The organism is Actinomadura sp. BRA 177 (assembly GCF_013372625.1).
Lineage (GTDB): Bacteria > Actinomycetota > Actinomycetes > Streptosporangiales > Streptosporangiaceae > Spirillospora.
Window position 1 is genome coordinate 1 of record NZ_JABXFD010000102.1, and the last position, 24,244, is coordinate 24,244.

Below are 24,244 nucleotides of genomic sequence, written 5' to 3' on the forward strand. Positions count from 1 at the left end.
AAGAGTGCGGGCCGTTGTTTTGTCTACCCCTCTCATCTAATCCACATGAATCTGTGGACGCTGTGGATTAACGACGCCCAGCCGGGCCGCCGCCCACGCCGCCAGCTCAAGCTTTTGAATTAGCCTCGATGTCGCCAGAGCGTTCGTACTCGCGGCCGAGTCGCGGACGCCGCCACCTTTCCTCAACGTCGGAACGGGTGTCGAGACGTCCTTTCTGGCGCTGTTGCAGTTGATCTGCGCGAAGGCGGGGGTGGAGCCCGACCCGGTGTTCACCGAGATTCCGATATCCATTTATGCCAGGCGGCTGGTGGCGGACACCGAACTCGCCAAGCGAACCCTCGGTTTCGAACCGAGCGTGACTTTAGAGCAGGGCGTGGAACTCGAGTTGGCGAACGCCTTCCGCCTGCACGGCGGAGAGCAGGAGGAATGGGCCAGGCTCGTCGCGGCGCAGACCGCGATGCTCCGTGACTAGACCGACTCCCACAGGCCGAACCCGCCGGGCGAACCCGGATACGGCAGCGTCACGTCCTGCATTCCTTCGAACCGTGTCGCGACCGCGCCGCCGCGCGCGTCTCGCCAGAAGCGATGCGACAGCAGGACCTGGACCCGGACTTCCGCCGAGCCGGCCCCCCACATGCCAGGGACGGAGTCGAGGGCGCTGGGCGAGTCCGCGCCGCCGCCGGTGGCCGGAAACTCGTCCACGACCGCCAGCAGGCGGAGCCACGACGCGCGGGGACGGTCCCGGTCGTTCTCGGCCAGGACCGACGGGAGGATCGCCAGCATGCGCAGGAGCGCGTCGGAACCGGCGGGGCTCTTAGGAAAGGTGACCAGCTCGCCGTCCTGCCGGGGCTGCCGCCGCCAGGATCCGGAGTCGAGCCCGGCCCCCCGCGCGGCCGCGTCGATGACGTTGATCAATGCGATGTTCGCGTCGAGCCGGGCCAGCGGGCTGAGTCCGTCGTACCCGGTGATCCAGATGCGGGTGCTGATGAGGGTCGTCTGGTCCGGCGGGGTCCGGGGCACGGTCGCAGACGGCGCGGCAGGCGTCTGCGCGGGAGCCGGCGGGCCGCCGTCGGGTGCGTGGGCGGCGTTGCGGACGAGTGCGAGGTCGCCGATGTTGTTCGTGCCCATCTGCGTCGGCTGCGGGCTCCCGGAGAGGAGCATCTCCTTGCGGGTCGCCTCGTAGATGTCGCTGAGCCGCAGGAACGGCGGCGCGCCGGGGATGCCCTGCCTCAGCACGCGCAGGAGGCTGCCCGTGAAGGCGGTGTGCCGGGCGCCCTCGGGGGCCAGGGCGGTGCTGTTGGACGTGGTGGAGGTGAGCACGTACGCGCCGCCCACGTCGAGGCCGCCGAGGAGCAGCCCGTCCGGTCCCGCCATCGCCGAGATCGCGCGTCCGCTGAAGCAGCAGTCCACGATCACCACGGTGCGCCGCGCCGGTGAGCGGCGGAGCGCCTCCCGGACCCACGAGTAGCGGAGCCCGCTGAACTCCGGCCACCTGGGGTCGGTGTGCCGGGTCGCGATGACGAGCCCGCCGTCTTGCGCGACCATGCCGTGCCCCGTGAGGTACAGGATGAGGCTGTCCAGGGCCGCCTCGGCGACGCACGCGAGGGTGGTGGCGACTGTCGTCGGCTCGTCCGTGTCGGCCACGACGACGCAGTTGTCCGGGGGAAGCCCCAGGAGCCGCGGGTCGGTGAGCGCGGCGGACAGGTCGCCGAGATTGTTCCGGACGGAGGGCAGCGCCGGGATCCGGTCGGCGTCGCGGTAGTCGGCGCACCCCACGAGCAGCGCACGGGACCGCGCGGGGTCGGGGGCCGCGGCTACTCCGTCTCGAGCAGAGATCTGATCTCCTTGAGGAGGCTCTCGGGCGACGGCACGTTCTTGGCGTTGACCTCGCAACTGCCGCGCGCCGTCTTGAGCTTGACCTTCACGTCGGAGCGCCGGGTCTGGAACCAGACCGGCAGTGACCTCGCGAGGACCGCCCCCGCGCCGCCGGAGCCCAGCGACATCACCAGGACCTCGGTGACGGCGCCCATGGTTCCGGGCGCGATGTCCGCGCGCTGCCATCCGATGGAGGACGGGCGCAGATCGTCCTCCGCCTGCAGCCACGCGAGCAGGGACCGCGCGTCCTCCTCGGGATTCGCCGACTCAGGGAAGGTGAACTCGAGTTCCATGCGTGCTCCTCGGCCGAGCGTCCTGACGATGAGACGAACCGTCGCGCGGCACGGTTCCCGCGGCGCTTGCGGTGCGGGAACAAAGCCGGTCCGGCCGCGGTTGGGGGTTGCGTCAAGCAACTGAGGGGAGGGCGGGATGACCACCTACGCCGAGTTCGAGCGCGCGACGCTGTTCTTCGACGCCCGGGACTACGCCGGAGCGGCGCGCCTGCTGGCCCCCATCGCCGAGGCCGACCCCGGCAACCGGGCCGTCGCCGAGCTGCTCGGCCGCGCCTACTTCCACAGCGCGCAGCTGGGCCGCGCCGAGTCGGCGTTCCGCCGGCTCGTCGAGCTGGACCCCGGCAACGGCTGGGCGCACGAGGCCCTCGCCCGCACGCTGGAGCGGCGGGGCCGGGCGGACGAGGCGGGCGCCTTCCGCAAGCTCGCGAAGGCGATGGGCGTCGAGCCCGCGCCGGGCGTCGAGGTGTCCGTCACGGCGGCCGACCTGCACTGACGCGGGGGAGTCGGAGGACGAAGCGGGCGCCGGTCTCCCCGTCGATGCGGTCGGTGAGGACCAGCGACCCGCCGTGCGCCTGGGCGATGTCCCGGGAGATCGCGAGGCCGAGGCCGGTGCCGCCCGCGTCGCGGTGCCGGCCCTCGGCCAGCCGGGTGAACCGCTCGAACACCCGCTCGCGGTCCGCGGGCGCGATGCCCGGGCCGTCGTCGATCACCTCGACGACGGCGGTCGCGGGCGGCTCCGCGCGCAGGATCACGGTGACCTCGGCCACCGCGTGCCGGTCGGCGTTGTCGAGCAGGTTGGTCACCAGCCGGGACAGCTCGCTGCGGCCCCCGTGTACCGTCACCGACCCCTCCGACAGGACGGTCACCTGGGTGCGGCGCGGGCGGCGCAGCACCTCGGCGTCCGTCACCTCGGTCAGGTCCACCGGCTCGCGCGCGAAGCTCCGGTCGGCCTCCAGCCGCGCCAGCGCCAGCAGGTCGTCCACCACCGCCGAGAGCCGCTCGACGTTCTCCAGGACGGCCCGCAGCATCTCCGGGACGTCGCTGTCCTCCGGCGCCGCCAGCGCCAGCTCCACCTCCATGCGCAGCGCGGTGAGCGGGCTGCGCAGCTCGTGCGAGACGTCGGTGACGAATCCGCGCTGCCGCGCGACCGCCCGCTCCAGCCGGTCGAGGGTCGCGTTCACGCTCTCGGCGAGCATCCCCACCTCGTCGCGCCGGCCCGGCACCGGCACCCGGCGCTCCAGGTCCGTGGCGGTGATCTCGTCCAGCTCGCGGCGGATCTCGCCGACCGGCCGCAGCGTCCGGCCCGCCGCCAGCCACGTCCCGTAGCCGACGAGGCCGGTGATGAACGGGATGCTGAGCGCGATGAGCGCCGCCGTCAGCGGGTGCGGCAGCAGGCCCGGCCGCGGCGCCAGCGAGTAGACGAGCTTCGCGGACGGCCCCAGCCCGACCTGGTACTCGACGAGGAGGAAGCAGCCGCCGCCGGGCGCGTCGACCTCGCAGCTCCGGCCGTCGCGGCGGTCGTCGTCCACCGGCGGCGGGGGAAAGGCCACCGGCGCGCGGCCGAGCATCCGCGGCGAGGCGGCGAGTACGCGGTCCTGCAGGTCGGTGACCTGCAGCAGCTCGCCGTCGGGTGCCTGGATCGGCCTGCTCAGCGTGCCGGTGTTGATCGCCGTCGCGACCCGCCGGCCGTCCCGGGCGAGACCCCGTACCGTCTCGCTGATCGCCTCCTGCCGGACCAGCGCCAGCAGCACCGCGCACAGCGCGGTCCACAGCACCAGCGCGACCAGCGCCGCCGTCAGCGTCACCCGCAACCGGATCTCCGGGTGACGCAGGACGGCGCGCCAGATCCAGTGGCTCAGTCCCTTGGACGGCCGGCGGAGCCGGACGCGTATGGCGACCTCCCGGGTACGTACGTTCCTGCCAGTACCCGTGATTCCTTACCTGAACGGGGCAAACGCCACCGTGGCGGACGGGTAAAACCCGGTCATGCCGCGGCGACGCCCCAGCGCCGCCGCACGGCCCCGTCCGCGACCCCGAACAGTTGGTCGATCACGATGCCGACGACCAGGATCACCAGCATGTAGGAGATCATGTCGGCGGTGTTGTTCAGCTCCCCGGCCTGCGACAGCAGCACGCCGAGCGACGTCGTGTCGCCGATGATGACGAGCAGCTCGCCCGCCATCAGGCTGCGCCACGCGAACGCCCAGCCCTGCTTCAGCCCCGCCACGAACGCCGGCAGCGACGCGGGCATGATCAGGTGCCGGTACAGCGGGATGCCGCGCAGCCCCATCACCCGTCCGGCGCGCAGCAGGATCGGCGGGGTGTAGTCGACGCCCGCGATCAGCCCGTTGGCGATCGACGGCGCCGCGCCCAGGATCACCACGAACAGGATCGCGCTCTCGCTCAGCCGGAACAGCAGGATGGCCAGCGGGAACCACGCGATCGACGGCATCGTCTGCAGCCCCGTGATCAGCGACCCGAACGCGCGGCGCAGCACCCGGAACCGCGCCACCAGCGCGCCGGTCAGCACCCCGGCGGCGACGGCCAGCGCGAACCCGGCGACGGCGCGGCGCATCGTGAGCGCGACCGACTCCCAGAACCGCGCCGTGGTGATCTGCTCCCAGAACACCGGCAGCGTGTCGCGGGGACCGGGCAGGACCCACGGGTCCTTCCAGCCGCTCCACACCACCAGCTGCCACGCGGCCAGCGCGATCAGCACGGCCGCGACCATCGGCCACACCGCCGACCACGCCCGCCGGCCGAGGCGGACCCGCACCCCGCCGCCGAGTTCGAGCGCATCCAGGCCGGCCAGCTCACGATCGAGCCGCCCGCCCTCCCGCACCACGTCATGCGCCATGCCGGACGACCTCCTCGCGCAGCCGGTCGGTGATGGCCGCCGCCAGCGACGCGGCCTCCGGCGAGTCGATCCGCCGCGGCCGCGCCATCGCGACGGGGAACTCCTCCACGACCCGGCCGGGACGGCTGCTCAGCAGCACGACACGGTCGCCCAGCCGCACCGCCTCCCGCACGTTGTGCGTCACGAACACCACGGTCAGATTGCGGTCCCTCCAGATGCGTTCGACCTCGTCGTGGAGGAGGTCGCGGGTCATGGCGTCGAGGGGCGCCGAACGGCTCGTCCATCAGCAGGACGGTGCGGTCCGGGCCCGCGCCGTCGGTCAGCGCGAGCGCGCGGGCGAGCGGGACGCGCTGCCGCATGCCGCCGGACAGCTGGTGCGGGCGCCTGCGCGCGAAGTCGCCGAGGTGCACCGACGCGAGCAGCTCCGCCGCCCGCCCGCGCCGCTCCGCGCGCGGCACGCCGCGCATCTTGAGGGCGAGTTCCAGGTTGCCCGTCACCGTCAGCCACGGGAACAGCGCGGGCTCCTGGAACATGAGCGCGACCCGTGCACCCGCCGTGTCGATCGTCCCGGCGCTCGGCGCGTCGAGGTCGGCGACCAGGTTCAGCAGCGTGCTCTTCCCGCAGCCGGACGCGCCGAGCAGGCATACGAACTCGCCCGGCGCGACGTCCAGGGAGACCCGGTCGAGCGCGAGGAGCGCCGACCGGCCCGTCCCGAACGCCTTGGAGACCGCGTCGAGCCGGACCGCCGTCGCCGTCATCGGTCGCTGACCTGTGCCTTCCCGCCCGCCTTGAGGACGTCGTTGAGCGGCGCGAGGTGGTAGACGCCGTCCAGGTCGGTCTTCTCCAGCAGGCCGATCTCCTGCGCGTGCGCGGCGCCGGCGGTCAGCGAGGAGGCGACGGGGTCGGTGGTGAAGTCGATCTCCTTGAACGCCGCGTCCAGCACGTCCTGCTTGAGGGGCTTGCCGCTCAGCTTCGTCAGCGCGTCGTTGGTGACCTTCTGGGCGTCCGCCCTGTTCCGGTTGATGTAGTCGGTCGCCTCGACGACGCCCTGGAGCAGCTTCTTCACCCGGTCCGGGTGCTTCTTCTCGTACTCCTGGCTGACCAGCACGTTCGTGATGACGAACTTGCCGCCGGGCCACAGCGACTTCTCGTCCAGCAGCTTCTTGCCCTTGCTCTCCAGGATCAGCCGGGACGCGTACGGCTCGGGGACCCAGGCGCCGTCGATGTCGCCCTGCGCGAACGTCTGCAGCGTCTGCGCGTTCTCCTGCGGGACTACCTTCACGTCGCCGCTGCCGTCCTTGTTCGCGGCCAGGCCGTTCTGCTTGAGCCAGTACCGCAGCGCCACGTCCTGCGTGTTGCCGAGCTGCGGGGTCGCGATCTTCTTGCCGCGCAGGTCCTGGACGCCCTTGATCCCCGGCTTCACCACGAGCGAGACGCCGCCGGAGGCCGCGCCGGAGATGATGTGCACCGCCTTGCCGTGCGACTTCGACCAGGCGTTGATGGACGGGTTGGGCCCGACGAACGTCGCGTCGATCGCGCCGGAGAACAGCGCCTCGACGGCGGCGGGACCCGCGTTGAACGTCGCCGTCTTGGGTGCCGTGCCGAGATGCTCGGCGAAGATCCCCTTCTCGACGCCGACCAGGGCGGTGGCGTGCGTGATGTTGGGGAAGAAGCCGAGTCTGAGCGGCGCGTCCGCCGCGGACCCGCCGCCGTCGTCGCCGCAGGCGCCGAGCGCGCCCGCCGTGACCAGGGCGGCCAGCGCCGCCGCGGTGATGCGCCCGGAGAGTCCACGAAGCATTGTCCCTTTTTCCTACCAATCAAGTCGGATAGACCTGAATAGTAGATAGGGTGGGCAAGGCTCGCGTCAAGTCCCCTGCTCGGCACGGGTTCGTCGCGGCTGGTCCGATATGGGACCGGCGAGCCCGTTGGTCCGGGCGGGGGCCGCGCGGATAGGCTCGGTGACCGCACCAGACAATCCGCATCCTCAGGGGGTTCCCCGTGTCGTCGATCGAGGCCGTACTCGCCCGGGAGATCCTTGACTCCCGCGGCAATCCGACCGTCGAGGTCGAGGTCCTGCTCGCCGATGGGACCGAGGCGCACGCCGCCGTGCCGAGCGGCGCGTCCACCGGCCAGTTCGAGGCCGTGGAGCTGCGCGACGGCGGGGAGCGCTACGGCGGCAAGGGCGTCCGCAACGCGGTCAAGGCCGTCAACGACACCATCGACGAGAAGCTCGTCGGCTACCCGGCGTCCGACCAGCGGCTGATCGACCAGCTGCTCATCGACCTGGACGGCACCCCGGCCAAGTCCGCGCTCGGCGCCAACGCCATCCTCGGCGTCAGCCTCGCGGTCGCCAAGGCCGCCGCCGACTCCGCCGGCCTCCCGCTGTTCCGCTACGTGGGCGGGCCGAACGCGCACCTGCTGCCCGTCCCGATGATGAACATCCTGAACGGCGGCGCGCACGCCGACAGCAACGTCGACATCCAGGAGTTCATGATCGCGCCGATCGGCGCGGCCACCTTCGCCGAGGCGCTGCGCTGGGGCGCCGAGACCTACCACGCGCTGAAGTCGGTGCTGAAGTCGCGCGGCCTGAACACCGGCCTCGGCGACGAGGGCGGCTTCGCCCCCGACCTGCCGTCCAACCGTGACGCGCTCGACCTGATCGTGGAGGCGATCGGCAAGGCCGGCTTCACCCCCGGCCGCGACATCGCGCTCGCCATGGACGTCGCCGCGTCCGAGTTCCACGCCGACGGCCAGTACGCGTTCGAGGGCACCAAGCGGTCCTCCGACGACATGGCCGCCTACTACGGCGAGCTGCTCGGCAACTACCCGCTCATCTCCATCGAGGACCCGCTCGACGAGGAGGACTGGGCCGGCTGGGAGGGCCTCACCGCCGCGGTCGGCGACCGCGTCCAGATCGTCGGCGACGACCTGTTCGTCACCAACCCCGAGCGGCTCGCCCGCGGCGTCAAGTCCGGCGCCGCCAACGCGCTGCTGGTGAAGGTCAACCAGATCGGCACGCTCAGCGAGACCCTCGACGCCGTCTCGCTCGCGCAGACCAGCGGCTTCAAGTGCATGATGAGCCACCGGTCCGGCGAGACCGAGGACACCACGATCGCCGACCTGGCCGTCGCCACCAACTGCGGCCAGATCAAGACCGGCGCCCCGGCCCGCAGCGACCGCGTCGCCAAGTACAACCAGCTGCTGCGCATCGAGGAGCTGCTGGACGACGCCGCGCGCTACGCCGGCGCCGCCGCGTTCCCGCGCTTCGACGCGCGGGGTTGAGCAGGGGCCCGGGACCCGGCGGTCGAGCGTGCGTCCCGCCGGGTCCCGGGCGGCCGAGCCGGAGGCAGGGGACGCCATGGCGCAGGATGACGACCGCACGGCCGACGAGAGCGACGACGATGAGCCCGGGGCCGGGGGCCGTCGCGGCAATCCGGCGCTGACCAGCCGCGCCGCCATCCTCGCGGTCGTGGTGTGCGCGATCGCGCTGAGCCTCGCCTACCCCGTCCGCGAGTACATCGCCCAGCGCAAGGAGATCGCCGATCTGCGGCACAAGGAGGCGCTGGCCCGCCGGCAGGTCGAGGAACTCGTCCAACGTAAGCAACAATTGGGTGATAAGTCGTACATTGAGCGTGAGGCCACGCGACGGCTGCACTACTGCCGTCCTGACGTAAAGTGCTACGTCGTGCTGGACGGCAGCGGGGGAGAGGGCCGGGAGGCGCAGCGGGGCGGGCCACCGAGCAGGCCGCCCTGGTACGAGACGCTGTGGCGATCGGTGGAGGCCGCCGACCGGCCGCGCTGATTCGCGGGGCTGATTCGCGGGTGGGGACAGATGATCGAAGCAGGTGACACGGCCGCGGTCGCGGCCCAGCTGGGGCGGGAGCCGCGCGGGGTCCGCGCGGTGGCGAGCCGCTGCCCGTGCGGGCGGCCCGCGGTGATCGAGACCGCGCCGCGGCTGCCGGACGGCACCCCGTTCCCGACGCTGTTCTACTTGACGTGCCCGAAGGCCGCCTCGGCCATCGGAACCCTGGAGGGCAGCGGCATCATGCGGGACATGCAGGCCAGGCTCGCCGACGATCCGTCCCTGCGAGAGAAGTACGCCGCCGCACACGAGGACTACCTGCGCCGCCGCGACGAGGCCGCCCGCGACGAGGGCGTCGAACCGCTGCCGGCCGGCATGCAGAGCGCGGGGGGCATGCCCGAGCGCGTGAAATGCCTGCACGCCCTCATCGCGCACGAGATGGCGGTGCCCGGCGTGAACCCGTTCGGCCGGGAGGCGCTGGAAGCGCTGCCCGAATGGTGGCGATCCGGGCCCTGCGTGCGCGCCGAGCCCGAACCGGGGGAGGACGAGTGACACGGGTCGCGGCCATCGACTGCGGGACGAACTCGGTCCGCCTGCTGATCGCCGACATCGAGCCCGGCGCGGGCGGCGGCCGGCTGACCGACGTCGAGCGCCGGATGGAGATCGTCCGGCTCGGCGAGGGCGTCGACGAGACCGGCCGGCTCGCGCCCGCCGCACTGGAGCGCACGTTCACCGCGATGCGCGGCTACGCCGAGCTGATCGAGCGGCACGGCAGCGGCGCCGGGCACGGCCCGATCAAGACCCGGGTGGTGGCGACCAGCGCCACCCGCGACGCCGCCAACCGGAATGACTTCGTCCGCGGCGTCGTCGACATCTTCGGCGTCGTCCCCGAGGTGATCAGCGGGGACGAGGAGGCCGAGCTGTCGTTCATGGGCGCCACCCGCGAACTCGCCGAGCTGCGCCCCGCCCGCCCCTACCTGGTGGTCGACATCGGCGGCGGCTCCACCGAGTTCGTCCTCGGCAGCTCCGCGGCCGACGCGGCCCGCTCGATCGACATCGGCTGCGTGCGGATGACCGAGCGGCACCTCAAGGACGACCCGCCGTCGCCGCAGCAGATCTCGAACGCCGCCGCCGACATCGACGCCGCGCTCGCCACCGTCCGGGAACGGGTCCCGGTGGACGAGGCGCGCACGCTCGTCGGCCTCGCCGGCTCGGTCACCACGGTCGCCGGGATCGCGCTCGACCTGCCGGAGTACGACCCGTCCCGCATCCACCTGTCGCGGATCACCGCCACCCAGGTGCACGACGTGACGCGCCGGCTGCTGCACGCCACCCGCGCCGAGCGCGCCGGGATCGGCGTCATGCACCCGGGCCGCGTCGACGTGATCGGCGCGGGCGCGCTGATCCTGGACCGGATCATGCGCGAGTACGGGTTCGGCGCCGTCGTCGTCAGCGAGCACGACATCCTGGACGGCATCGCCTGGTCGCTGCTCTGACCCCTCAGCCCTTGAGCCGCGCCAGCAGCGCCGGGATCAGCACCGCGTTCGGATTCTGCTGCGGGACGTAGAGGATCGGCGAGCTGCTGCTGGCCTGCTGGATCCACACCCGGCCCCGGTCGACGGTCGCGCCGGAGATCGACGACCAGCTCAGCGACACCCGGTTGCCGCGCACGCCGCCCGGATGGACGGTGAGGCCGTAGGCGACGTCGACCGACTCGCCGGCCCGGACGCGCTGCGCCAGCTCCGCAACCAGCCGCTGCTCGGCGTGCTCCTGGCAGAGCTGGATCAGCCGCCCCCAGACGGTCTCGGGCTCGGCGTCCCGGCCCGGCACGGCGTCCGGCTCGATCACCACCTCGACGCGCGGGCCGCCGCGGAACGGGAACCGGCCCGCCTGGAAGATCCACTGCGTGCCGGCGTGGCCGGAACCGGCCGGGCGCTCCGCCGCCCAGTACGCCACCCACTCCACCCGCGGCCAGGTGAGCGACCCGTTCCCGTAGGCGATGACCGTGTCGTCTGCGTACAGGTGCATGCCGCGCACGGTCACGTCCAGTGCCGGGACGGACGGGGCGCGGTCCCAGGTCGGCTGCGCGTGCGGCGCGGCGTAGGTGGTCGCGGGCTCCTCCCGGGCGGGCTCGCGGCGCTGCTGCTGCCGCGGCGGCAGCCGGGGCGGCCGGTCCGGTTCGGGGTTGAGGCGCTCGGTCCAGTTCCGCCCGTCCCACCAGCGCAGGCTCCCGGTGCCGTACGGATCGGGGTACCAGCCCGGTTGCGACACTCCTGCCTCCCGCTTCGCACGATGGCGGCGCCGGACATCCGTCCTCCCCGACCGGCGAACGCATCGTACCGATCGGGCACGCTCCGCACCCGTCATGGGCGGAACCCGGCCACCGCCGTGCGAGCTGGCACGGCGTGGGACGATCGATGGTATGCCGACCGCCAACGCCCCCTTCGTGCCGCCCGGGTCCGGGTGGCCGGAGGACCCCGCGACACCCGACACCCCCGTCGCCCACGGCACCGGCGAGGTCGTCGAGCTGGCCGCGAAGGCGCCCGGCCTGGACGAGCTGTGCGCCCGCCAGTCGGTGTGCCGCGCCTGCGATCGGCTCGTGGCGTGGCGGGAGAAGGTCGCGGTGCAGCGGCGCCGCGCCTTCGCGGACGAGGAGTACTGGGGCCGTCCCATCGCCGGCTGGGGCGACCCGGAGCCGCGCATCCTGATCGTCGGGCTGGCCCCGGCCGCGCACGGCGGCAACCGCACCGGGCGCATCTTCACCGGCGACCGGTCGGGCGACTGGCTGTTCGCGTCCCTGTACCGGGTGGGGCTGGCGTCGCAGCCGACCAGCGTCCATGCGGGCGACGGGCAGCGGCTCATCGGCGCGCGGATGGCGGCGACCGTCCGCTGCGCGCCGCCCGACAACAAGCCGACGCCACTGGAGCGCACGACGTGCCTGCCGTGGCTGGCACGCGAGGTCGAAATGGTCGCGCCGAGCGTCCGCTGCGTCGTGTGCCTCGGCGGGTTCGCCTGGCAGGGCGTGTGGCCGGCGCTCAAGCAGGCCGGATACGAGGTGCCCCGGCCGCGGCCGAAGTTCGGCCACGGCGCGGAGGCGGAACTGGTGCCGCCCCCCTCGGCGGCCCGGCGCGACCCTGTCCTGCTGCTGGGCTGCTACCACCCGAGCCAGCAGAACACCTTCACCGGCCGGGTCACCGAGGAGATGCTGGACACGGTCCTGGCCCGCGCCCGCGACTACCGCTAGCGCGCTGCCCGCAAACGCCGGCCGGGCCGGCTAGCGGGGCTCCGGGTTCGTCGTGACGGGGGTGAGGCGGATCTGGCCGTGCTGGCAGACCGGCCCGTAGGTCCAGGTCGCGGCGATTTGCTCGGTGTTGTTCGGCGGGATCACCTTGAGCGTGGTCGGCTCGGGCTCGCAGTTGGTGCCGTCCGTCTCGTCCCCGGCGGGGACGACCGCCCAGTGCAGCCGCTCATAGGCGTGGCCGCCGTTGTAGATCGTGATCGTGTGCGCGGTGCCCTCGCGGATGACCTTCGTCGCGATCGTCCCGTCCGCGCCGGCCAGTTGCAGCCCCGACCAGCCGCCGGTCGTGCAGTGCTTGCCGGACTTGTTCGTCAGGACGAGCGTCGCGTAGCGGTTGCCGGCCGCGGCGCCGAGGTCGGTGAGGCGGGCGTTGAGCATCCCGCTGGTGCAGTGCGGGCGTCCACCCGCGTTGGAACCGTTCGCGCCGGCCGTCCCGCCGCCGCTTCCCGGTGTTCCACCCCCTGGGCTAGGGGCGGTGGACGTGCTGGACGTACTCGTCGGCGTCGGCGCCGTGCTGCCGCTGGACGATGCGTTGCCCACGTTGGAGCTGGATCCGCATCCGGCGAGCGCGGTGGTGATGGCGGCGGTGGCGATCGTCCCCCAGATGAGTCGTTGCATGGTGACCCCCGGTGAATGAGAGCGACGGCGGGGCAGGGCCTTGGCCAAGCGGCCGGGACCGTGGTGACCGGCCCCTGACCCGGTCCACCGCCCGCGGCCGCTTGGCGCCCCCGTCCGGCCCTGGCCCCACCGTCTTCTTTCTGGTGGTACATCCCGTGAGATGCCGGATCAGGCCATGAAGTTCGCAACCGGGGCATGCGGGTATCGCCTCCGACATGCCATCTACAACAGTTCGGACGAGCGGTCCCCGGACCGCCTCGGGGCACGGCGGGGGGTCCGCGAAGCAGATCGTTGTCGTCGGCGGCGGATACGTCGGCATGTACACGGCCCTGCGCCTGCAGAAGAAGCTCCGCCGGGAGCTGCGCCGCGGCGAGGTCGGCATCACCGTCATCGATCCCCAGTCCTACATGACCTATCAACCATTCCTTCCCGAGGCGGCCGCGGGAAACCTGGAGCCCCGGCACGTCGTCGCGCCGCTGCGCAAGGTGCTGGGACGCTGCCGGATCGTGAACGGATACGCGACGCGGATCGACCACGCGTCCAAGAAGGTCACCATCTGCCCGGCCGGAACCCGCACCGACGGCGTCGCCGAACGCGACATCGACTACGACGTGCTCGTCGTCGCGGCGGGCTCGATCTCCAAGACGCTGCCCATTCCCGGGCTCGCCGAATGCGGGATCGGCTTCAAGACCATCGAAGAGGCGATCTTCCTCCGCAACCACGTCCTGCACCAGCTCGACATCGCCGCGTCCAACCCCGGCGACGAACAGGTCAGGAAGCGGGCGCTGACGTTCGTGTTCGTCGGAGCCGGATTCGCCGGGATCGAAGCCATCGGCGAACTGGAGGACATGGCGCGGGACGCCTGCAAATGGTTCCCCACCATCGACGAGAGCGAAATGCGCTGGATGATGGTCGAGGCGACCGACCGGATCCTGCCCGAAGTGGGCCCCGAGATGGGCCGCTGGACCGCCGACGCCCTGCGCCGCCGCGGCATCGAGGTCAAGCTGAAGACGCTGCTGAAATCCGCGGAGAAGCGGCACATCGTGCTCAGCGACGGCGAAGAGTTCGACGCCGGCACCCTCGTCTGGACCGCCGGCGTGAAACCGCACCCCCTCCTCAAGGAGAGCGACCTGCCGCTCGACGACAAGGGGCGCCTCAAGGCCACCGCCGACCTGACCGTCGAAGGACTCCAGGGCGTGTACACCGCCGGTGACAACGCCGCCGTCCCCGACCTCAGCGGAAAGGGCGAATTCACCGCGCCCAACGCCCAGCACGCCGTCCGGCAGGCCCGCCGCCTCGCCGACAACATCGTGGCCGACCTGCACGGCAAGCCCAGGAAACCGTACGAGCACGCCTACGTCGGCTCCGTCGCCAGCCTCGGCCTGCACAAAGGCGTCGCCAACGCCTACGGGATCCAGTTGCGCGGGCTCCCCGCATGGTTCATGCACCGCACCTACCACCTGTCGCGGATGCCCACCCTCAACCGCAAGTTCCGCATCACCATGGACTGGACGCTCGCGTTCTTCTTCCAACGCGAAATCATCTCCCTGGCCGAACTGGAACGGCCGCGCCAGGAATTCGAACTCGCCGCCGGACGGAGCAGGGAGAACGTGACCGCCTGACCCCGTCCGCCGGGCCGGGGCCGGGCGCCGAAGGCCCGCGCCGCGGGCCTTCGACCCGTCTTGACTGGGCCTGTGGAACTGGCCGGACCCGGCCGAGTCCCGCACCCCCGGGAAAGGACGCGCCGCCGCCCGCCCCTGACTCGATATGATGACGCCGCCCCTGTAGCCCAATGGCAGAGGCAGGCTCCCTAAAAGAGCCATTGTGTCGGTTCGAGTCCGACCAGGGGCACGCGTACTCGTCGATCTTCGATCGCCTTCGCGGTCGCTTCAGTGTTAGCCCAGGGGGGCGACCCCCTGGAACCCCCGATGCGAGGGCTTCGCCCTCGCCTGCGCGGGGTTGCGCTGAGCGGGTACGTGCAACGCGTCCCCGCGGGGGGCGAAGCCTCCGCGGGGACGCGGGCACAGGCCCTTCCCTCATCTCGCTGGTTGCCAGGTGGATCTGGGCTGATCATGCGGGGGTTTCGCGTTTACACTGGAGGGCCACGTCGGCCGAAAGTGGAGTCTCTGATGGAGAGTAGAAACCCCGCGTTCCGGGGGAACGCCTTCGACCAGCGGGCCGGAGGTGCGGCCTACGGCGCACCCGGTTACGGAACGCAGCCGTATGGTGCTGCGGGCTACGGGGCGCCCGCCCCCGGGTACGCGCCGCCGGCCACCCGGCCGATGACCATGGACGACGTCGTCGTCCGCGGGTTCATGACGCTCGCCGTGCTGGTGCTCACGGCGGCGCTCTCGTGGGTGCTGGTGCCCGTCGAGATGGCCGCGCCCGTGCTGATCGTCGCGCTCATCGCCGAGATCGGGATCTGGGCGTTCATCACGTTCGGCCGCAAGGCGAACGCGCCCCTGGTGCTGGCGTTCGCGGCCGTCTACGGGATCGTCGTCGGCATCATCAGCCACGCCTACAACGACCTGTACCACGGCGTGGTCTTCCAGGCCGTGGTCGGCACCGCGCTGGCGTTCGGCGCCACCCTCGCCGTCTACGCGCTGCGCATCGTGCGGGTCACGCCGAAGTTCGCCAAGTTCGTCATCGCCGCAGGTGCCGCGCTCATCGGGCTGATGCTCATCAACATGCTGGTGCACCTGTTCGGCGGCGACCAGGGCATCGGCATCCGCGACCCCGGCAGCCCGCTCGCCTACATCTTCAGCGTCGTCGCGATCCTCGTCGGCTGCTTCTTCCTGCTGCTGGACTTCGACGCCGTCGAGCAGGGCGTCCGGCACGGGGCGCCGGAGAAGTTCGCCTGGTACTGCGCGTTCGGGCTGGTGCTGAGCCTCGTGTGGATCTACCTGGAGATCCTCCGGCTGCTCAGCTACTTCAGCGGACGCGACTAGCCGCGACAGTGATCAGCCCCGCGCCCTGGGGGTGCGGGGCTGATCCGCGTGGGATCTCTGCGCCAGAGTCGTGGCGACACAGCGGCACGACGGCGGGGGCATCCGCTGGCGGGATCCCACCGGGTCCGTATGGAGTTCTGGGGCGCCGCTTCAGTAGTGGCGCAGACGGCGGGTGCGCTCGTGCTCGCGCACCAGGGCCGTGGCGTAGCCGTGCGAGAGGTTGTGCTCCTCGGCCAGCCAGGTGCTGCGTTCCTCGCAGCGGGTGAACGAGGGGCCGTTCTCGATGGCGGTGAACCACTCGGGGATGTCACGTCCTGTGACTTGCGGAATGCGGGCGATCAGCTTGCTGTGCGTCTCCGGCGAGTGGTTCAGTGACAATTGGCACCTCCAGGTCGCGGGGCTCTTCCTGCTGACTCTGCAACACCTCCGCGCATGTGACAAGCCCCTAACGGGGACCTATCTTTTGCGTAACGTAGATCATTTGTAACGGGGATATTCCCCGGAAACGCGCAGGTGGCCCGGCGGTCGGCCCGGACGGGCCCTCCGCGCGGGCCACCGCGCGAATTTCACTGCGAGTGGTGCGTCAGGAGAGGCGCTCCAGGACCATCGCCATGCCCTGGCCGCCGCCCACGCACATCGTCTCCAGGCCGAACTGCTTGTCGTGGAACTTCAGCCCGTTGAGGAGGGTCGAGGTGATGCGGGCGCCCGTCATGCCGAACGGGTGGCCGACCGCGATCGCGCCGCCGTTGACGTTCAGCTTGTCGTGGTCGATGCCGAGGTCCTCGGCGGACGGCAGCACCTGCGCCGCGAACGCCTCGTTGATCTCCACGAGGTCGATGTCGCCGATCGTCATGCCGGCCTTGGCGAGGGCCTTGCGGGACGCGTCCACCGGGCCGAGGCCCATGATCTCCGGGGACAGGCCGGTGACGCCGGTCGACACGATCCGGGCCAGCGGGGTGATGCCCAGCTCGGCCGCCTTCGTGTCGCTCATGACGACGACCGCGGCGGCGCCGTCGTTCAGCGGGCAGCAGTTGCCCGCGGTGACCGTCCCGTCCGGCCGGAACACCGGCTGGAGCTGCGACACCTTCTCGTAGGTGGTGCCGGGACGCGGGCCGTCGTCCTTGGCCACGACCGAGCCGTCCGGCAGCGTCACCGGGGTGATGTCCTTCTCCCAGAACCCATTCGCCAGGGCTTTCTCGGCGAGGTTCTGCGAGCGGACGCCGAACTCGTCCTGCGCCTGGCGGGACACGCCGCGCATCCCGGCGACGTTCTCGGCGGTCTGCCCCATCGCGATGTAGATGTCGGGCAGCCGGTCGTCCTCGCGCGGGTCGTGCCAGACGGGGGCGCCGCCCTCGCCCGCCTGCGCGGTGCGGGCCTGCGCGTCGGCGAACAGCGGGTTCTGCGTGTCGGGCAGCCCGTCACTGCTGCCCTTGGCGAACCGGCTGACGGTCTCGACGCCCGCCGAGACGATCACGTCGGCCTCGCCCGCCCTGATCGCGTGCAGCGCCATCCGGGTCGTCTGCAGCGAGGACGAGCAGTACCGCGTGATCGTGGCGCCGGGCACGTTGTCCCAGCCCAGCAGGACGGACACGACGCGGGCCATGTTGTAGCCCTGCTCACCGCCGGGCAGCCCGCAGCCGAGCAGCAGGTCGTCGATCTGGTCCGGGCCGAGCTGCGGGACCTTCGCCATCGCGGCGGTGATCATCTGGGCGGTGAGGTCATCGGGCCGGATGTCCTTGAGCGAACCCTTGAACGCGCGGCCGATGGGCGAGCGCGCGGTCGCGACGATGACTGCTTCGGGCATGGCGGGTCTCCTGTCTCAGGCGGCCGAATGTCAACTTACTCACCGGTCACCTGGCCAATCTAACGGCTGGCGCCGTCGCCGTACACGCCGACCCCCCGGCTTTATCGACGGCGAGTCTAATAAGTGCTGACTTACTGACCTGCGCGTAGTCCCGATTCCCCGATGACGGCCGCCCTACCCATTGCTTTGCCCTTGGCGTCAGGCGCTGGAGCGCCTTCCTTCGGCGGGCAAAGCGGCGATCGCTGCATCGCTCCGGCTCGCCTAGCGGCTCGCTGCGCGATCAGGTTCTCGCAAGCTCGAACCTGCCTTCGGACGCGATCGCAACGTTGAGGCCGTTGCGCGGCTGGGGTTAAGGACGTCATGGCTGAGGTCGGTGGTGGCTGGGGCCAAAGACGCCATGCCTCAGGTCGGGGCGTGGCCGAGGTTCCTGCGGCAAGGGCGGACGGTCTCGCTGCGCGGTCAGGCGCTGGTTTCGGTTGCGGGGCGGCGGGTGCGGCGGGTCCGCAGGCGGGTGGGGGTGATTGCGGTGATTGCTGCGAGGCCGGTGGACAGGGGACGTCCCAGGGCTTGGCGCCAGGGGTGTTGCAGGGGGTAGCGCAGGGTGGCCCAGCGGCCTCGGGGGCCGCGTTCGGTGCCGGCCACGGAGGCGCCGCTGACCTCGGTGCCGGCGCGTTCGGCGGCCTCGGCGGCGGCGCGGGAGACGGGGCGGGCGGTTTCGGTGGGGAGGTCGGGTTCCAGGCCCAGTGCGGCCGCCATGGACGGGAGGACGGCGGTGGCCGCGGCGGCGTAGCCGCGGGCGGACGGGTGGTAGCGGTCCTCGCTGAACATCGACAGCGGGTCGGCGGCGAACTCGCGGCCGAGCAGGTCGCCGAGGGAGACCGAGCGGGCGCCGTGCTCGACGACGGCGATCATCTGGGCGGCGGCGAGCTGGCGGCAGGCGCGCCGCGCGAACCAGCGCAGCGGCTGCATCAGCGGCTTCACCGAGCCGAGGTCGGGGCAGGTGCCGACGACCACCTCGCCGCCCGCGGCGCGCAGCCGGCCGACCGCGTCCGCGAGGTGCCGGACGGACTCGGCGGGGGAGACCCGGCCGGTCACGTCGTTCGCGCCGATCATGATGACGGCGATGTCGGGACGCGTCTGCAGCGCGTGCTCGACCTGTTCGCCGAGGGCCTGCGAGCGGGAACCGGAGCGGGCCACGTTCGTCAGCCGGATGGGACGTCCGGCGGTCTCGGCGAGCCCGGTGGCGAGGCGGGCGGCGGGCGTCTCCTCCGGCGTGTGCACGCCGAGGCCGGCCGCGGTCGAGTCGCCGAGCATGACCAGCGACAGCGGCGCGCCGCCGAACCGCTCGCCGTAGAGGCCGTCGGCCACGGGCGGGTCGCCGTAGGGCGTCGCCTGGATGATCCTGCGGGCGAGCCGCGCCTCCACGACGATGAGGCCGAAGGTGACGCCGCCGATCGCGGTGATGCCGCCGCCCCCGTAGGCGGCGGCGGCCGCGATCCGGCGCGCGGTAAATGCTCTCAACATGCTGTGCTGACCCTCCGTGATTATCTTTCTACCCGCGCGAAGGTGCTTTGATGCCTGGCCGGTCGTTGTCGGCTAACGTCGGAAACGGGAAACCTTCCGGAGCCGCACCCGATCCGCCGCCGTACCGGCGGCCGATCGGGGACGCGATGCTCAGATCAACACTGAACCGACAAGGAAGTCGCGGTGCACGTACACGACTCGCTCGTCGAACTGATGGGCAACACCCCCCTCGTTCGGATGCGCAAGGTGACCGGGGGCCTGCGGCCGCAGGTGCTCGCCAAGGTGGAGTACTTCAACCCCGGCGGGTCGGTGAAGGACCGGATCGCGGTCCGCATGATCGACGCGGCGGAGCAGTCCGGCGCGCTGCGGCCGGGCGGCACGATCGTCGAGCCGACGTCCGGCAACACCGGGGTGGGGCTCGCGATCGTCGCGCAGGAGCGCGGCTACCGCTGCGTCTTCGTCTGCCCCGACAAGGTCGGCAAGGACAAGATCGACGTGCTGCGCGCGTACGGCGCCGAGGTCGTCGTCTGCCCGACGGCGGTCAACCCCGAGCACCCCGACTCCTACTACTCGGTGTCGGACCGGCTCGCCGCCGAGATCCCCGGCGCGTGGAAGCCGAACCAGTACACCAACCCGCAGAACCCGCGGTCGCACTACGAGACGACCGGCCCGGAGCTGTGGGAGCAGACCGAGGGCCGCATCACGCACTTCGTCGCGGGCATCGGCACCGGCGGCACCATCAGCGGCACCGGCCGGTACCTCAAGGAGGTGTCCGGCGGACGGGTGCGGATCATCGGCGCCGACCCGGAGGGCTCGGTGTACTCGGGCGGCTCGGGGCGTCCCTACCTGACCGAGGGCGTCGGCGAGGACATCTGGCCCGAGACCTACGACCGGGAGATCTGCGACGACGTCGTCGCGGTGTCCGACAAGGACTCCTTCACCATGACGCGGCGGCTCGCCCGCGAGGAGGCGCTGCTCGTCGGCGGGTCCTGCGGGATGGCCGTGGTCGCCGCGCTGCGCGTCGCGGAGAAGGCCGGCCCGGACGCGGTGATCGTGGTGCTGCTGCCGGACGGCGGCCGCGGCTACCTCGGCAAGATCTTCAACGACGGCTGGATGGCGGACTACGGCTTCCTCACCCCGCACAGCGAGGAGGCGCGGGTCGGCGAGGTGCTCACCCGCAAGGGCGGCACGCTGCCGGAGTTCGTGCACGTCCACCCGCACGAGACCGTGCAGACCGCGATCGCGATCATGCGCGAGTACGAGGTGTCGCAGGTCCCGGTGATGAAGGAGGAGCCGCCGGTCATGGCGGCCGAGGTGGTCGGCTCGGTCGGTGAGACGGACCTGCTGGACGTCATGGTGAAGGGCGAGGCCAAGATGTCCGAGCCGGTCGAGCTGCACATGTCGCCGCCGCTGCCGACGCTCGGCTACGGCGAGCCGGTGTCCAAGGCCGTCGGCGTGCTGGAGAAGTCCGGCGCGGCGGTCGTCCTCGTGGACGGCAAGCCCAAGGGCCTCGTCACCCGCCAGGACCTCCTGTCCTTCCTGGCCGCGTCCACCGGCTGACCGGCAACGCACGGAGCGCCCGGAGATCTCGGTGATCTCCGGGCGCTCCGCTTTTGCGGTGCCGGGTTGCGGAGCCGGCCGGTGGGCGGCGTTTCGGGCCGGGCTCCGCAACCCGACGTTCTAGGGGGCTCCTACTGGCGGAACCCGGACGGGACGTAGTCCTCGCGCGTGTCGGCGGGGCCGACCGGCGCCTTCTTCGGCTCGTCGCCGTGCCCCGGCCACCAGGCCTTGTGGCCCAGCATCGCGGTGATGCCCGGAACGAGGAACATCGACATGACGAAGGCCGACAGCGCGATGCCGATCGCGACGGAGAAGCCCATCTGCTGGAGCATCGACACCGGCGCGAGCATCATCACCGAGAACGTGCCGGCCAGGATGAGGCCCGCCGCGGCGACCGTCGGGCCGCCGTGGTGGACGGCCAGGGCGGCGGCCTCCCGCGGGCTGTGCCCCTCCTTGGCCTCCTCGCGCAGCCGCGCCGTCATCAGGATGTTGTAGTCGGTCCCGATGGCCAGCACGAACAGGTAGAGGATGATCGGCAACTGGAAGGTGACGCCGGCTTCGCCCATGCCGTCCTGGAAGACGTACACCGCGGAGCCGAGCGTCGCGGCGAAGCCCAGCAGGACGGCCACCACCAGGTAGAGCGGGGCGACGACCGAGCGCAGCAGCAGGGCCAGGATCAGCGCGATCAGCACCGCCGCCACCGGCAGGATCACCGACAGGTCGCGGTTGTTGACGGCGTTGATGTCGGCGAAGATCGCCGTCGCGCCGCCGACGTAGGCGCGGGTGCCCTCCGGCGCCGCCTTGTGCACGGCCGGCGTCAGCTCGTCCTTGACCAGGCTGATCGCCTCGTTGGACGCGGGGTTCTCCTTCAGGATCAGGTCGACCCGGGCCACCGACTTGTCCTGGCCGGGGACGGGCTGCTGCACCGCGCCGACGCCGGGCGCGGTCTTGGCCGCCTGGCTGAAGGACGCGAGCTGCTGCTCGGTGACCGGCTGCCCGCCGTCGGACTTGATGTACACCTGCACCGGGGTGGTCAGGCCGGGCGGGAAGCCCTTCTCCATGTCCTTGGTCGCCTGCGCGGACTCGGTGTCCTGCGGGAAGCCGGCGGCGAAGTCGTAGTCGGCCTTGAACCCGAGCGCGCCGAGCGCGAGGACGACCAGCACGAGGCCGGACGCGGCGGCGGCGACCGCCGGGCGCTTGCCGACGCCCCGGCCGATGGCCTGGGAGATCGAGCCCTTCGGCTGCTTCTTCCACGCCTTGGACGGCCAGAACACGGCGGTGCCGAGCAGCGACACGAGCGCGGGCATCAGCGTCAGCGAGGTGATGCCCATCACGATGACGGCGATGGCGAGGGACGGGCCCCAGGCGCTGAACACGCCGAACGTCGCGAGCAGCAGCACCAGGAACGTGACGGCGATGGCGGCGGCGGCCGAGGAGATGACCTCGCCGACCCGCTCCACCGCGGTGATCATCGCGGTCTTCTTGTCGTCGCCGGCCCGCAGCCGCTCCCGGAACCGGAACATCAGGAACAGGTAGTAGTCCGCGCCGATGCCGAAGAGCACGATCAGGATGATGGTGCTGAGACTGTCGTCGCCGGAGAAGCCGAAGATCTTCGAGGCGACGCCGATCAGGCCCATCGAGACCTGCATCGTCACCGTGATCACGACGATCGGCAGCACCGCCGCCAGCGGGGCCCGGAAGATCAGCAGGATCAGGCCGATGATCAGCACGAAGGTGGCGATGCCGACGATCTCGAAGGACTGGTTGAAGGAGTCCTCGTTGTCGACGAAGCTCGCCACGTCACCGCCGACCTTGGCCTCCAGGCCGCTGCCCTTGAGCAGCGCCGGCAGGTCCTTGCGGATCTCCTTGACCGCGTCGCCCTGCTTCTCGCTGTCGGCCATCGAGGTGCCCTGCATCGGCACCATGATCACCTGGACGGCCTTGTTCGGCGCCACGGCCTGCGGGCCGGTCGCGAAGTTCAGCACCGACGGCGGCTTGTCGGCGTTCAGCGACTTGGCGGCCTCGGTCACCTTCGCGGTGTCCTGCGCCGTCAGCGGCTGCCCGTCGGACCGCTTCACGACGATCAGCGAGGAGGTGTCCTCCTGCTGCGGATACGCCTTCTCGGCGATCTGCATCGCCTGGACCGACTCGTACTTCGAGGGCAGGAAGTCGCCCTGGTCGGACTCGGTGGTGAGCTTGGGGGAGAAGGCGATGATCACGACTGCCGCGACGAGCCAGGCGACGATCGTCCACCACGGATGTCTCACGACGAAGCGCGCGAGCCGAGCGAACATGGGGCTTCCTTAATCAAGGTCGTTGGGATACCTCTAAAACGGTAGAGATCGCGCGGGCCCTTGGGGTCACCCTGAGCGCCGAAATGAAGGCTGATACCTCCGGGGGAGCACCTCCTCCTCTAGGAGGGGCGAGCGCTGGATAGCCTCGTACCCATGGACAACGAGGTTCAGCACGGGTTCGAGACCCTGGCCATCCACGCCGGGCAGGAGGCCGACCCCGCGACCGGCGCGGTGGTCACGCCGATCTACCAGGTCTCCACCTATAAGCAGGACGGTATCGGCGGCCTGCGCGGCGGCTATGAGTACTCCCGGTCGGCCAACCCGACCCGTACCGCGCTGGAAGTATGCCTGGCCGAGATAGAGAGCGGCGTGCGCGGGCTGGCGTTCGCGTCCGGGCTCGCCGCCGAGGACGCGCTGCTGCGCGCGGTCTGCAAGCCCGGCGATCACGTGATCATCCCGAACGACGCCTACGGCGGCACCTACCGGCTGTTCGCGAAGGTCGCCGAACCGTGGGGAGTCACGTTCGATCCGGTGCCGCTCGGCGACATCGCCGCCGTGCGGGCCGCGGTCCGCCCCGAAACGAAGATCATCTGGGTGGAGACGCCGACGAACCCGCTGCTCGGCATCGCCGACATCGCCGCGCTCGCGGCGGTCGCGCACGACGCGGGCGCACTGCTCGCCGTCGACAACACCTTCGCCTCGCCGTACCTGCAGCGCCCGCTGGAACTCGGCGCGGACGCCGTCGTCCACTCGACCACCAAGTACATCGGCGGGCACTCCGACGTCGTTGGCGGCGCGCTCATCGTGTCGGACGCGGAGCTGGGCGAGCGGCTGGCGTTCCACCAGAACGCGATGGGCGCCGTCGCCGGGCCGTTCGACGCCTGGCTCACGCTGCGCGGCATCAAGACGCTCGGCGTGCGGATGGACCGGCACTGCGCGAACGCCGAGCGGATCGTGGAGATGCTGGAGCGGCACCCTGCCGTCCGGGAGGTGCTCTACCCGGGGCTGCCCGGCCACCCCGGCCACGACGTCGCCGCCAAGCAGATGAAGGCGTTCGGCGGCATGGTCTCGTTCCGGATGGAGTCGGAGGAGGCCGCCGTCGCCGTCTGCGAGCGGACGAAGCTGTTCACGCTCGGCGAGTCGCTCGGCGGCGTCGAGTCGCTGATCGAGCACCCGGGCCGGATGACGCACGCGTCGGCCGCCGGATCGCCGCTGGAGGTGCCCGGTGACCTGGTGCGACTGTCCGTCGGCATCGAGGACGCGACCGACCTGCGGCGCGACCTGGAGCAGGCGCTCAGCTGAGAACTAGCTGACCATTCCCGCCCCAACTTGATCAAAACATCTATACTCAGCGCGCCAGGTTCGTAAAGG

23 protein-coding genes, 1 tRNA gene and 1 pseudogene are annotated in these 24,244 nt (G+C 71.5%); 13 read left to right on the forward strand and 12 right to left on the reverse strand.

What is annotated here, in order from left to right; all coding sequences use genetic code 11:
* The first annotated feature begins 250 nt into the window (after positions 1-250).
* Positions 251-472 carry a hypothetical protein gene (locus tag HUX53_RS02430; protein WP_176401541.1) on the forward strand — a complete coding sequence of 74 codons (222 nt, stop codon included), beginning with the start codon at positions 251-253 and terminating at the stop codon, positions 470-472.
* On the opposite strand, the gene HUX53_RS02435 is transcribed toward HUX53_RS02430, so the two are convergent.
* A complete protein-coding gene (locus HUX53_RS02435; RefSeq protein WP_255204850.1) occupies positions 469-1,893 on the reverse strand; it encodes a caspase family protein in 1,425 nt (474 codons plus the stop codon). The genes HUX53_RS02430 and HUX53_RS02435 overlap by 4 nt on opposite strands.
* Positions 1,815-2,168 (reverse strand): hypothetical protein, encoded by a 354-nt coding sequence (locus HUX53_RS02440; RefSeq protein ID WP_176401543.1) that lies wholly within the window; start codon positions 2,166-2,168, stop codon positions 1,815-1,817. Before HUX53_RS02440 ends, HUX53_RS02435 begins: the two co-directional genes overlap by 79 nt.
* A 136-nt stretch (positions 2,169-2,304) precedes the next feature.
* Here HUX53_RS02440 and HUX53_RS02445 point away from each other — a divergent pair, with 136 nt between their 5' ends.
* Positions 2,305-2,661, forward strand: coding sequence for a M48 family metallopeptidase (locus HUX53_RS02445; protein WP_176401544.1), 357 nt, complete (start codon positions 2,305-2,307; stop codon positions 2,659-2,661).
* On the opposite strand, the gene HUX53_RS02450 is transcribed toward HUX53_RS02445, so the two are convergent.
* From HUX53_RS02450 to HUX53_RS02465, 4 genes and pseudogenes are all read right to left on the reverse strand, one after another.
* Positions 2,639-3,973, reverse strand: a complete 1,335-nt coding sequence (locus HUX53_RS02450; protein WP_309237013.1) for an ATP-binding protein — start codon at positions 3,971-3,973, stop codon at positions 2,639-2,641. The two genes, HUX53_RS02445 and HUX53_RS02450, sit on opposite strands and share 23 nt — an antisense overlap.
* 179 nt (positions 3,974-4,152) lie before the next feature.
* On the reverse strand, positions 4,153-5,025 hold the full coding sequence (locus HUX53_RS02455; RefSeq protein ID WP_176401545.1) for an ABC transporter permease: 873 nt from the start codon (positions 5,023-5,025) through the stop codon (positions 4,153-4,155).
* Positions 5,015-5,783: pseudogene (locus HUX53_RS02460) on the reverse strand (ABC transporter ATP-binding protein). Before HUX53_RS02460 ends, HUX53_RS02455 begins: the two are co-directional and overlap by 11 nt.
* Entirely contained in the window at positions 5,780-6,823 is a 1,044-nt protein-coding gene (locus HUX53_RS02465) for an ABC transporter substrate-binding protein (protein ID WP_176401546.1), read from the reverse strand. The pseudogene HUX53_RS02460 and the gene HUX53_RS02465 overlap by 4 nt, the downstream one beginning before the upstream one ends.
* A 200-nt stretch (positions 6,824-7,023) precedes the next feature.
* On the opposite strand from HUX53_RS02465, the gene eno reads away from it, so the two are divergent.
* From eno to HUX53_RS02485, 4 genes are all read left to right on the forward strand, one after another.
* Positions 7,024-8,307 carry a phosphopyruvate hydratase gene (gene eno / locus HUX53_RS02470; RefSeq protein ID WP_176401547.1) on the forward strand — a complete coding sequence of 428 codons (1,284 nt, stop codon included), beginning with the start codon at positions 7,024-7,026 and terminating at the stop codon, positions 8,305-8,307.
* Between the two features lie 76 nt (positions 8,308-8,383).
* Positions 8,384-8,827 (forward strand): septum formation initiator family protein, encoded by a 444-nt coding sequence (locus HUX53_RS02475; RefSeq protein WP_176401548.1) that lies wholly within the window; start codon positions 8,384-8,386, stop codon positions 8,825-8,827.
* Positions 8,828-8,857: 30 nt separating this feature from the next.
* On the forward strand, positions 8,858-9,379 hold the full coding sequence (locus HUX53_RS02480; protein WP_176401549.1) for a DUF501 domain-containing protein: 522 nt from the start codon (positions 8,858-8,860) through the stop codon (positions 9,377-9,379).
* Entirely contained in the window at positions 9,376-10,323 is a 948-nt protein-coding gene (locus HUX53_RS02485) for a Ppx/GppA phosphatase family protein (protein ID WP_309237011.1), read from the forward strand. The genes HUX53_RS02480 and HUX53_RS02485 overlap by 4 nt, the downstream gene beginning before the upstream one ends.
* Positions 10,324-10,327: 4 nt before the next feature.
* On the opposite strand, the gene HUX53_RS02490 is transcribed toward HUX53_RS02485, so the two are convergent.
* A complete protein-coding gene (locus HUX53_RS02490; RefSeq protein WP_176401551.1) occupies positions 10,328-11,098 on the reverse strand; it encodes a DUF2510 domain-containing protein in 771 nt (256 codons plus the stop codon).
* A 151-nt stretch (positions 11,099-11,249) separates the two neighbouring features.
* Between HUX53_RS02490 and HUX53_RS02495 the strand changes: the two genes are divergently transcribed.
* On the forward strand, positions 11,250-12,071 hold the full coding sequence (locus HUX53_RS02495) for a uracil-DNA glycosylase (RefSeq protein WP_176401552.1): 822 nt from the start codon (positions 11,250-11,252) through the stop codon (positions 12,069-12,071).
* A 30-nt stretch (positions 12,072-12,101) separates the two neighbouring features.
* Here HUX53_RS02495 and HUX53_RS02500 read toward each other — a convergent pair whose 3' ends face one another.
* A complete protein-coding gene (locus HUX53_RS02500) occupies positions 12,102-12,503 on the reverse strand; it encodes a DUF4232 domain-containing protein (protein WP_176401553.1) in 402 nt (133 codons plus the stop codon).
* A 97-nt stretch (positions 12,504-12,600) separates the two neighbouring features.
* On the opposite strand from HUX53_RS02500, the gene HUX53_RS02505 reads away from it, so the two are divergent.
* The 4 genes from HUX53_RS02505 to HUX53_RS02520 all read left to right on the forward strand — a co-directional run bounded on the left by HUX53_RS02505 (position 12,601) and on the right by HUX53_RS02520 (position 15,691).
* The gene (locus tag HUX53_RS02505; protein WP_176401554.1) at positions 12,601-12,762 is read left to right on the forward strand and encodes a hypothetical protein; all 162 of its coding nucleotides are present in this window, start codon (positions 12,601-12,603) and stop codon (positions 12,760-12,762) included.
* A 196-nt stretch (positions 12,763-12,958) separates the two neighbouring features.
* Entirely contained in the window at positions 12,959-14,365 is a 1,407-nt protein-coding gene (locus tag HUX53_RS02510) for an NAD(P)/FAD-dependent oxidoreductase (RefSeq protein WP_176401555.1), read from the forward strand.
* Positions 14,366-14,521: 156 nt separating this feature from the next.
* Positions 14,522-14,594: transfer RNA gene (locus tag HUX53_RS02515), tRNA-Leu, on the forward strand.
* 278 nt (positions 14,595-14,872) lie between these two features.
* Positions 14,873-15,691, forward strand: coding sequence for a Bax inhibitor-1/YccA family protein (locus tag HUX53_RS02520; protein ID WP_176401556.1), 819 nt, complete (start codon positions 14,873-14,875; stop codon positions 15,689-15,691).
* Positions 15,692-15,841: 150 nt separating this feature from the next.
* Here the strand turns inward: HUX53_RS02520 and HUX53_RS02525 are convergent, their stop codons facing one another.
* The 3 genes from HUX53_RS02525 to HUX53_RS42195 all read right to left on the reverse strand — a co-directional run bounded on the left by HUX53_RS02525 (position 15,842) and on the right by HUX53_RS42195 (position 19,019).
* The gene (locus HUX53_RS02525; RefSeq protein ID WP_176401557.1) at positions 15,842-16,069 is read right to left on the reverse strand and encodes a DUF4287 domain-containing protein; all 228 of its coding nucleotides are present in this window, start codon (positions 16,067-16,069) and stop codon (positions 15,842-15,844) included.
* A 205-nt stretch (positions 16,070-16,274) separates the two neighbouring features.
* On the reverse strand, positions 16,275-17,495 hold the full coding sequence (locus tag HUX53_RS02530) for an acetyl-CoA C-acetyltransferase (protein ID WP_176401558.1): 1,221 nt from the start codon (positions 17,493-17,495) through the stop codon (positions 16,275-16,277).
* A gap of 459 nt (positions 17,496-17,954) precedes the next feature.
* On the reverse strand, positions 17,955-19,019 hold the full coding sequence (locus HUX53_RS42195) for an SGNH/GDSL hydrolase family protein (protein ID WP_176401559.1): 1,065 nt from the start codon (positions 19,017-19,019) through the stop codon (positions 17,955-17,957).
* Positions 19,020-19,202: 183 nt separating this feature from the next.
* Here HUX53_RS42195 and HUX53_RS02540 point away from each other — a divergent pair, with 183 nt between their 5' ends.
* Positions 19,203-20,579 (forward strand): cystathionine beta-synthase, encoded by a 1,377-nt coding sequence (locus HUX53_RS02540; protein WP_176401560.1) that lies wholly within the window; start codon positions 19,203-19,205, stop codon positions 20,577-20,579.
* A gap of 131 nt (positions 20,580-20,710) precedes the next feature.
* Here HUX53_RS02540 and HUX53_RS02545 read toward each other — a convergent pair whose 3' ends face one another.
* On the reverse strand, positions 20,711-22,873 hold the full coding sequence (locus tag HUX53_RS02545; protein ID WP_176401561.1) for an MMPL family transporter: 2,163 nt from the start codon (positions 22,871-22,873) through the stop codon (positions 20,711-20,713).
* A gap of 153 nt (positions 22,874-23,026) precedes the next feature.
* Here HUX53_RS02545 and HUX53_RS02550 point away from each other — a divergent pair, with 153 nt between their 5' ends.
* On the forward strand, positions 23,027-24,175 hold the full coding sequence (locus tag HUX53_RS02550) for a cystathionine gamma-synthase (protein WP_176401562.1): 1,149 nt from the start codon (positions 23,027-23,029) through the stop codon (positions 24,173-24,175).
* Positions 24,176-24,244 lie beyond the last annotated feature (69 nt).

Bases quoted from the DNA above. Each gene is read 5' to 3' on its own strand.
- HUX53_RS02550 (WP_176401562.1), top strand. From the start codon at position 23,027: ATGGACAACGAGGTTCAGCACGGGTTCGAGACCCTGGCCATCCACGCC.
- HUX53_RS42195 (WP_176401559.1), bottom strand. From the start codon at position 19,019: ATGTTGAGAGCATTTACCGCGCGCCGGATCGCGGCCGCCGCCGCCTAC.
- HUX53_RS02465 (WP_176401546.1), bottom strand. From the start codon at position 6,823: ATGCTTCGTGGACTCTCCGGGCGCATCACCGCGGCGGCGCTGGCCGCC.
- HUX53_RS02520 (WP_176401556.1), top strand. From the start codon at position 14,873: ATGGAGAGTAGAAACCCCGCGTTCCGGGGGAACGCCTTCGACCAGCGG.
- HUX53_RS02495 (WP_176401552.1), top strand. From the start codon at position 11,250: ATGCCGACCGCCAACGCCCCCTTCGTGCCGCCCGGGTCCGGGTGGCCG.
- HUX53_RS02455 (WP_176401545.1), bottom strand. From the start codon at position 5,025: ATGGCGCATGACGTGGTGCGGGAGGGCGGGCGGCTCGATCGTGAGCTG.
- HUX53_RS02445 (WP_176401544.1), top strand. From the start codon at position 2,305: ATGACCACCTACGCCGAGTTCGAGCGCGCGACGCTGTTCTTCGACGCC.
- HUX53_RS02475 (WP_176401548.1), top strand. From the start codon at position 8,384: ATGGCGCAGGATGACGACCGCACGGCCGACGAGAGCGACGACGATGAG.
- HUX53_RS02480 (WP_176401549.1), top strand. From the start codon at position 8,858: ATGATCGAAGCAGGTGACACGGCCGCGGTCGCGGCCCAGCTGGGGCGG.
- HUX53_RS02530 (WP_176401558.1), bottom strand. From the start codon at position 17,495: ATGCCCGAAGCAGTCATCGTCGCGACCGCGCGCTCGCCCATCGGCCGC.
- HUX53_RS02545 (WP_176401561.1), bottom strand. From the start codon at position 22,873: ATGTTCGCTCGGCTCGCGCGCTTCGTCGTGAGACATCCGTGGTGGACG.
- HUX53_RS02510 (WP_176401555.1), top strand. From the start codon at position 12,959: ATGCCATCTACAACAGTTCGGACGAGCGGTCCCCGGACCGCCTCGGGG.
- HUX53_RS02440 (WP_176401543.1), bottom strand. From the start codon at position 2,168: ATGGAACTCGAGTTCACCTTCCCTGAGTCGGCGAATCCCGAGGAGGAC.
- HUX53_RS02500 (WP_176401553.1), bottom strand. From the start codon at position 12,503: ATGCTCAACGCCCGCCTCACCGACCTCGGCGCCGCGGCCGGCAACCGC.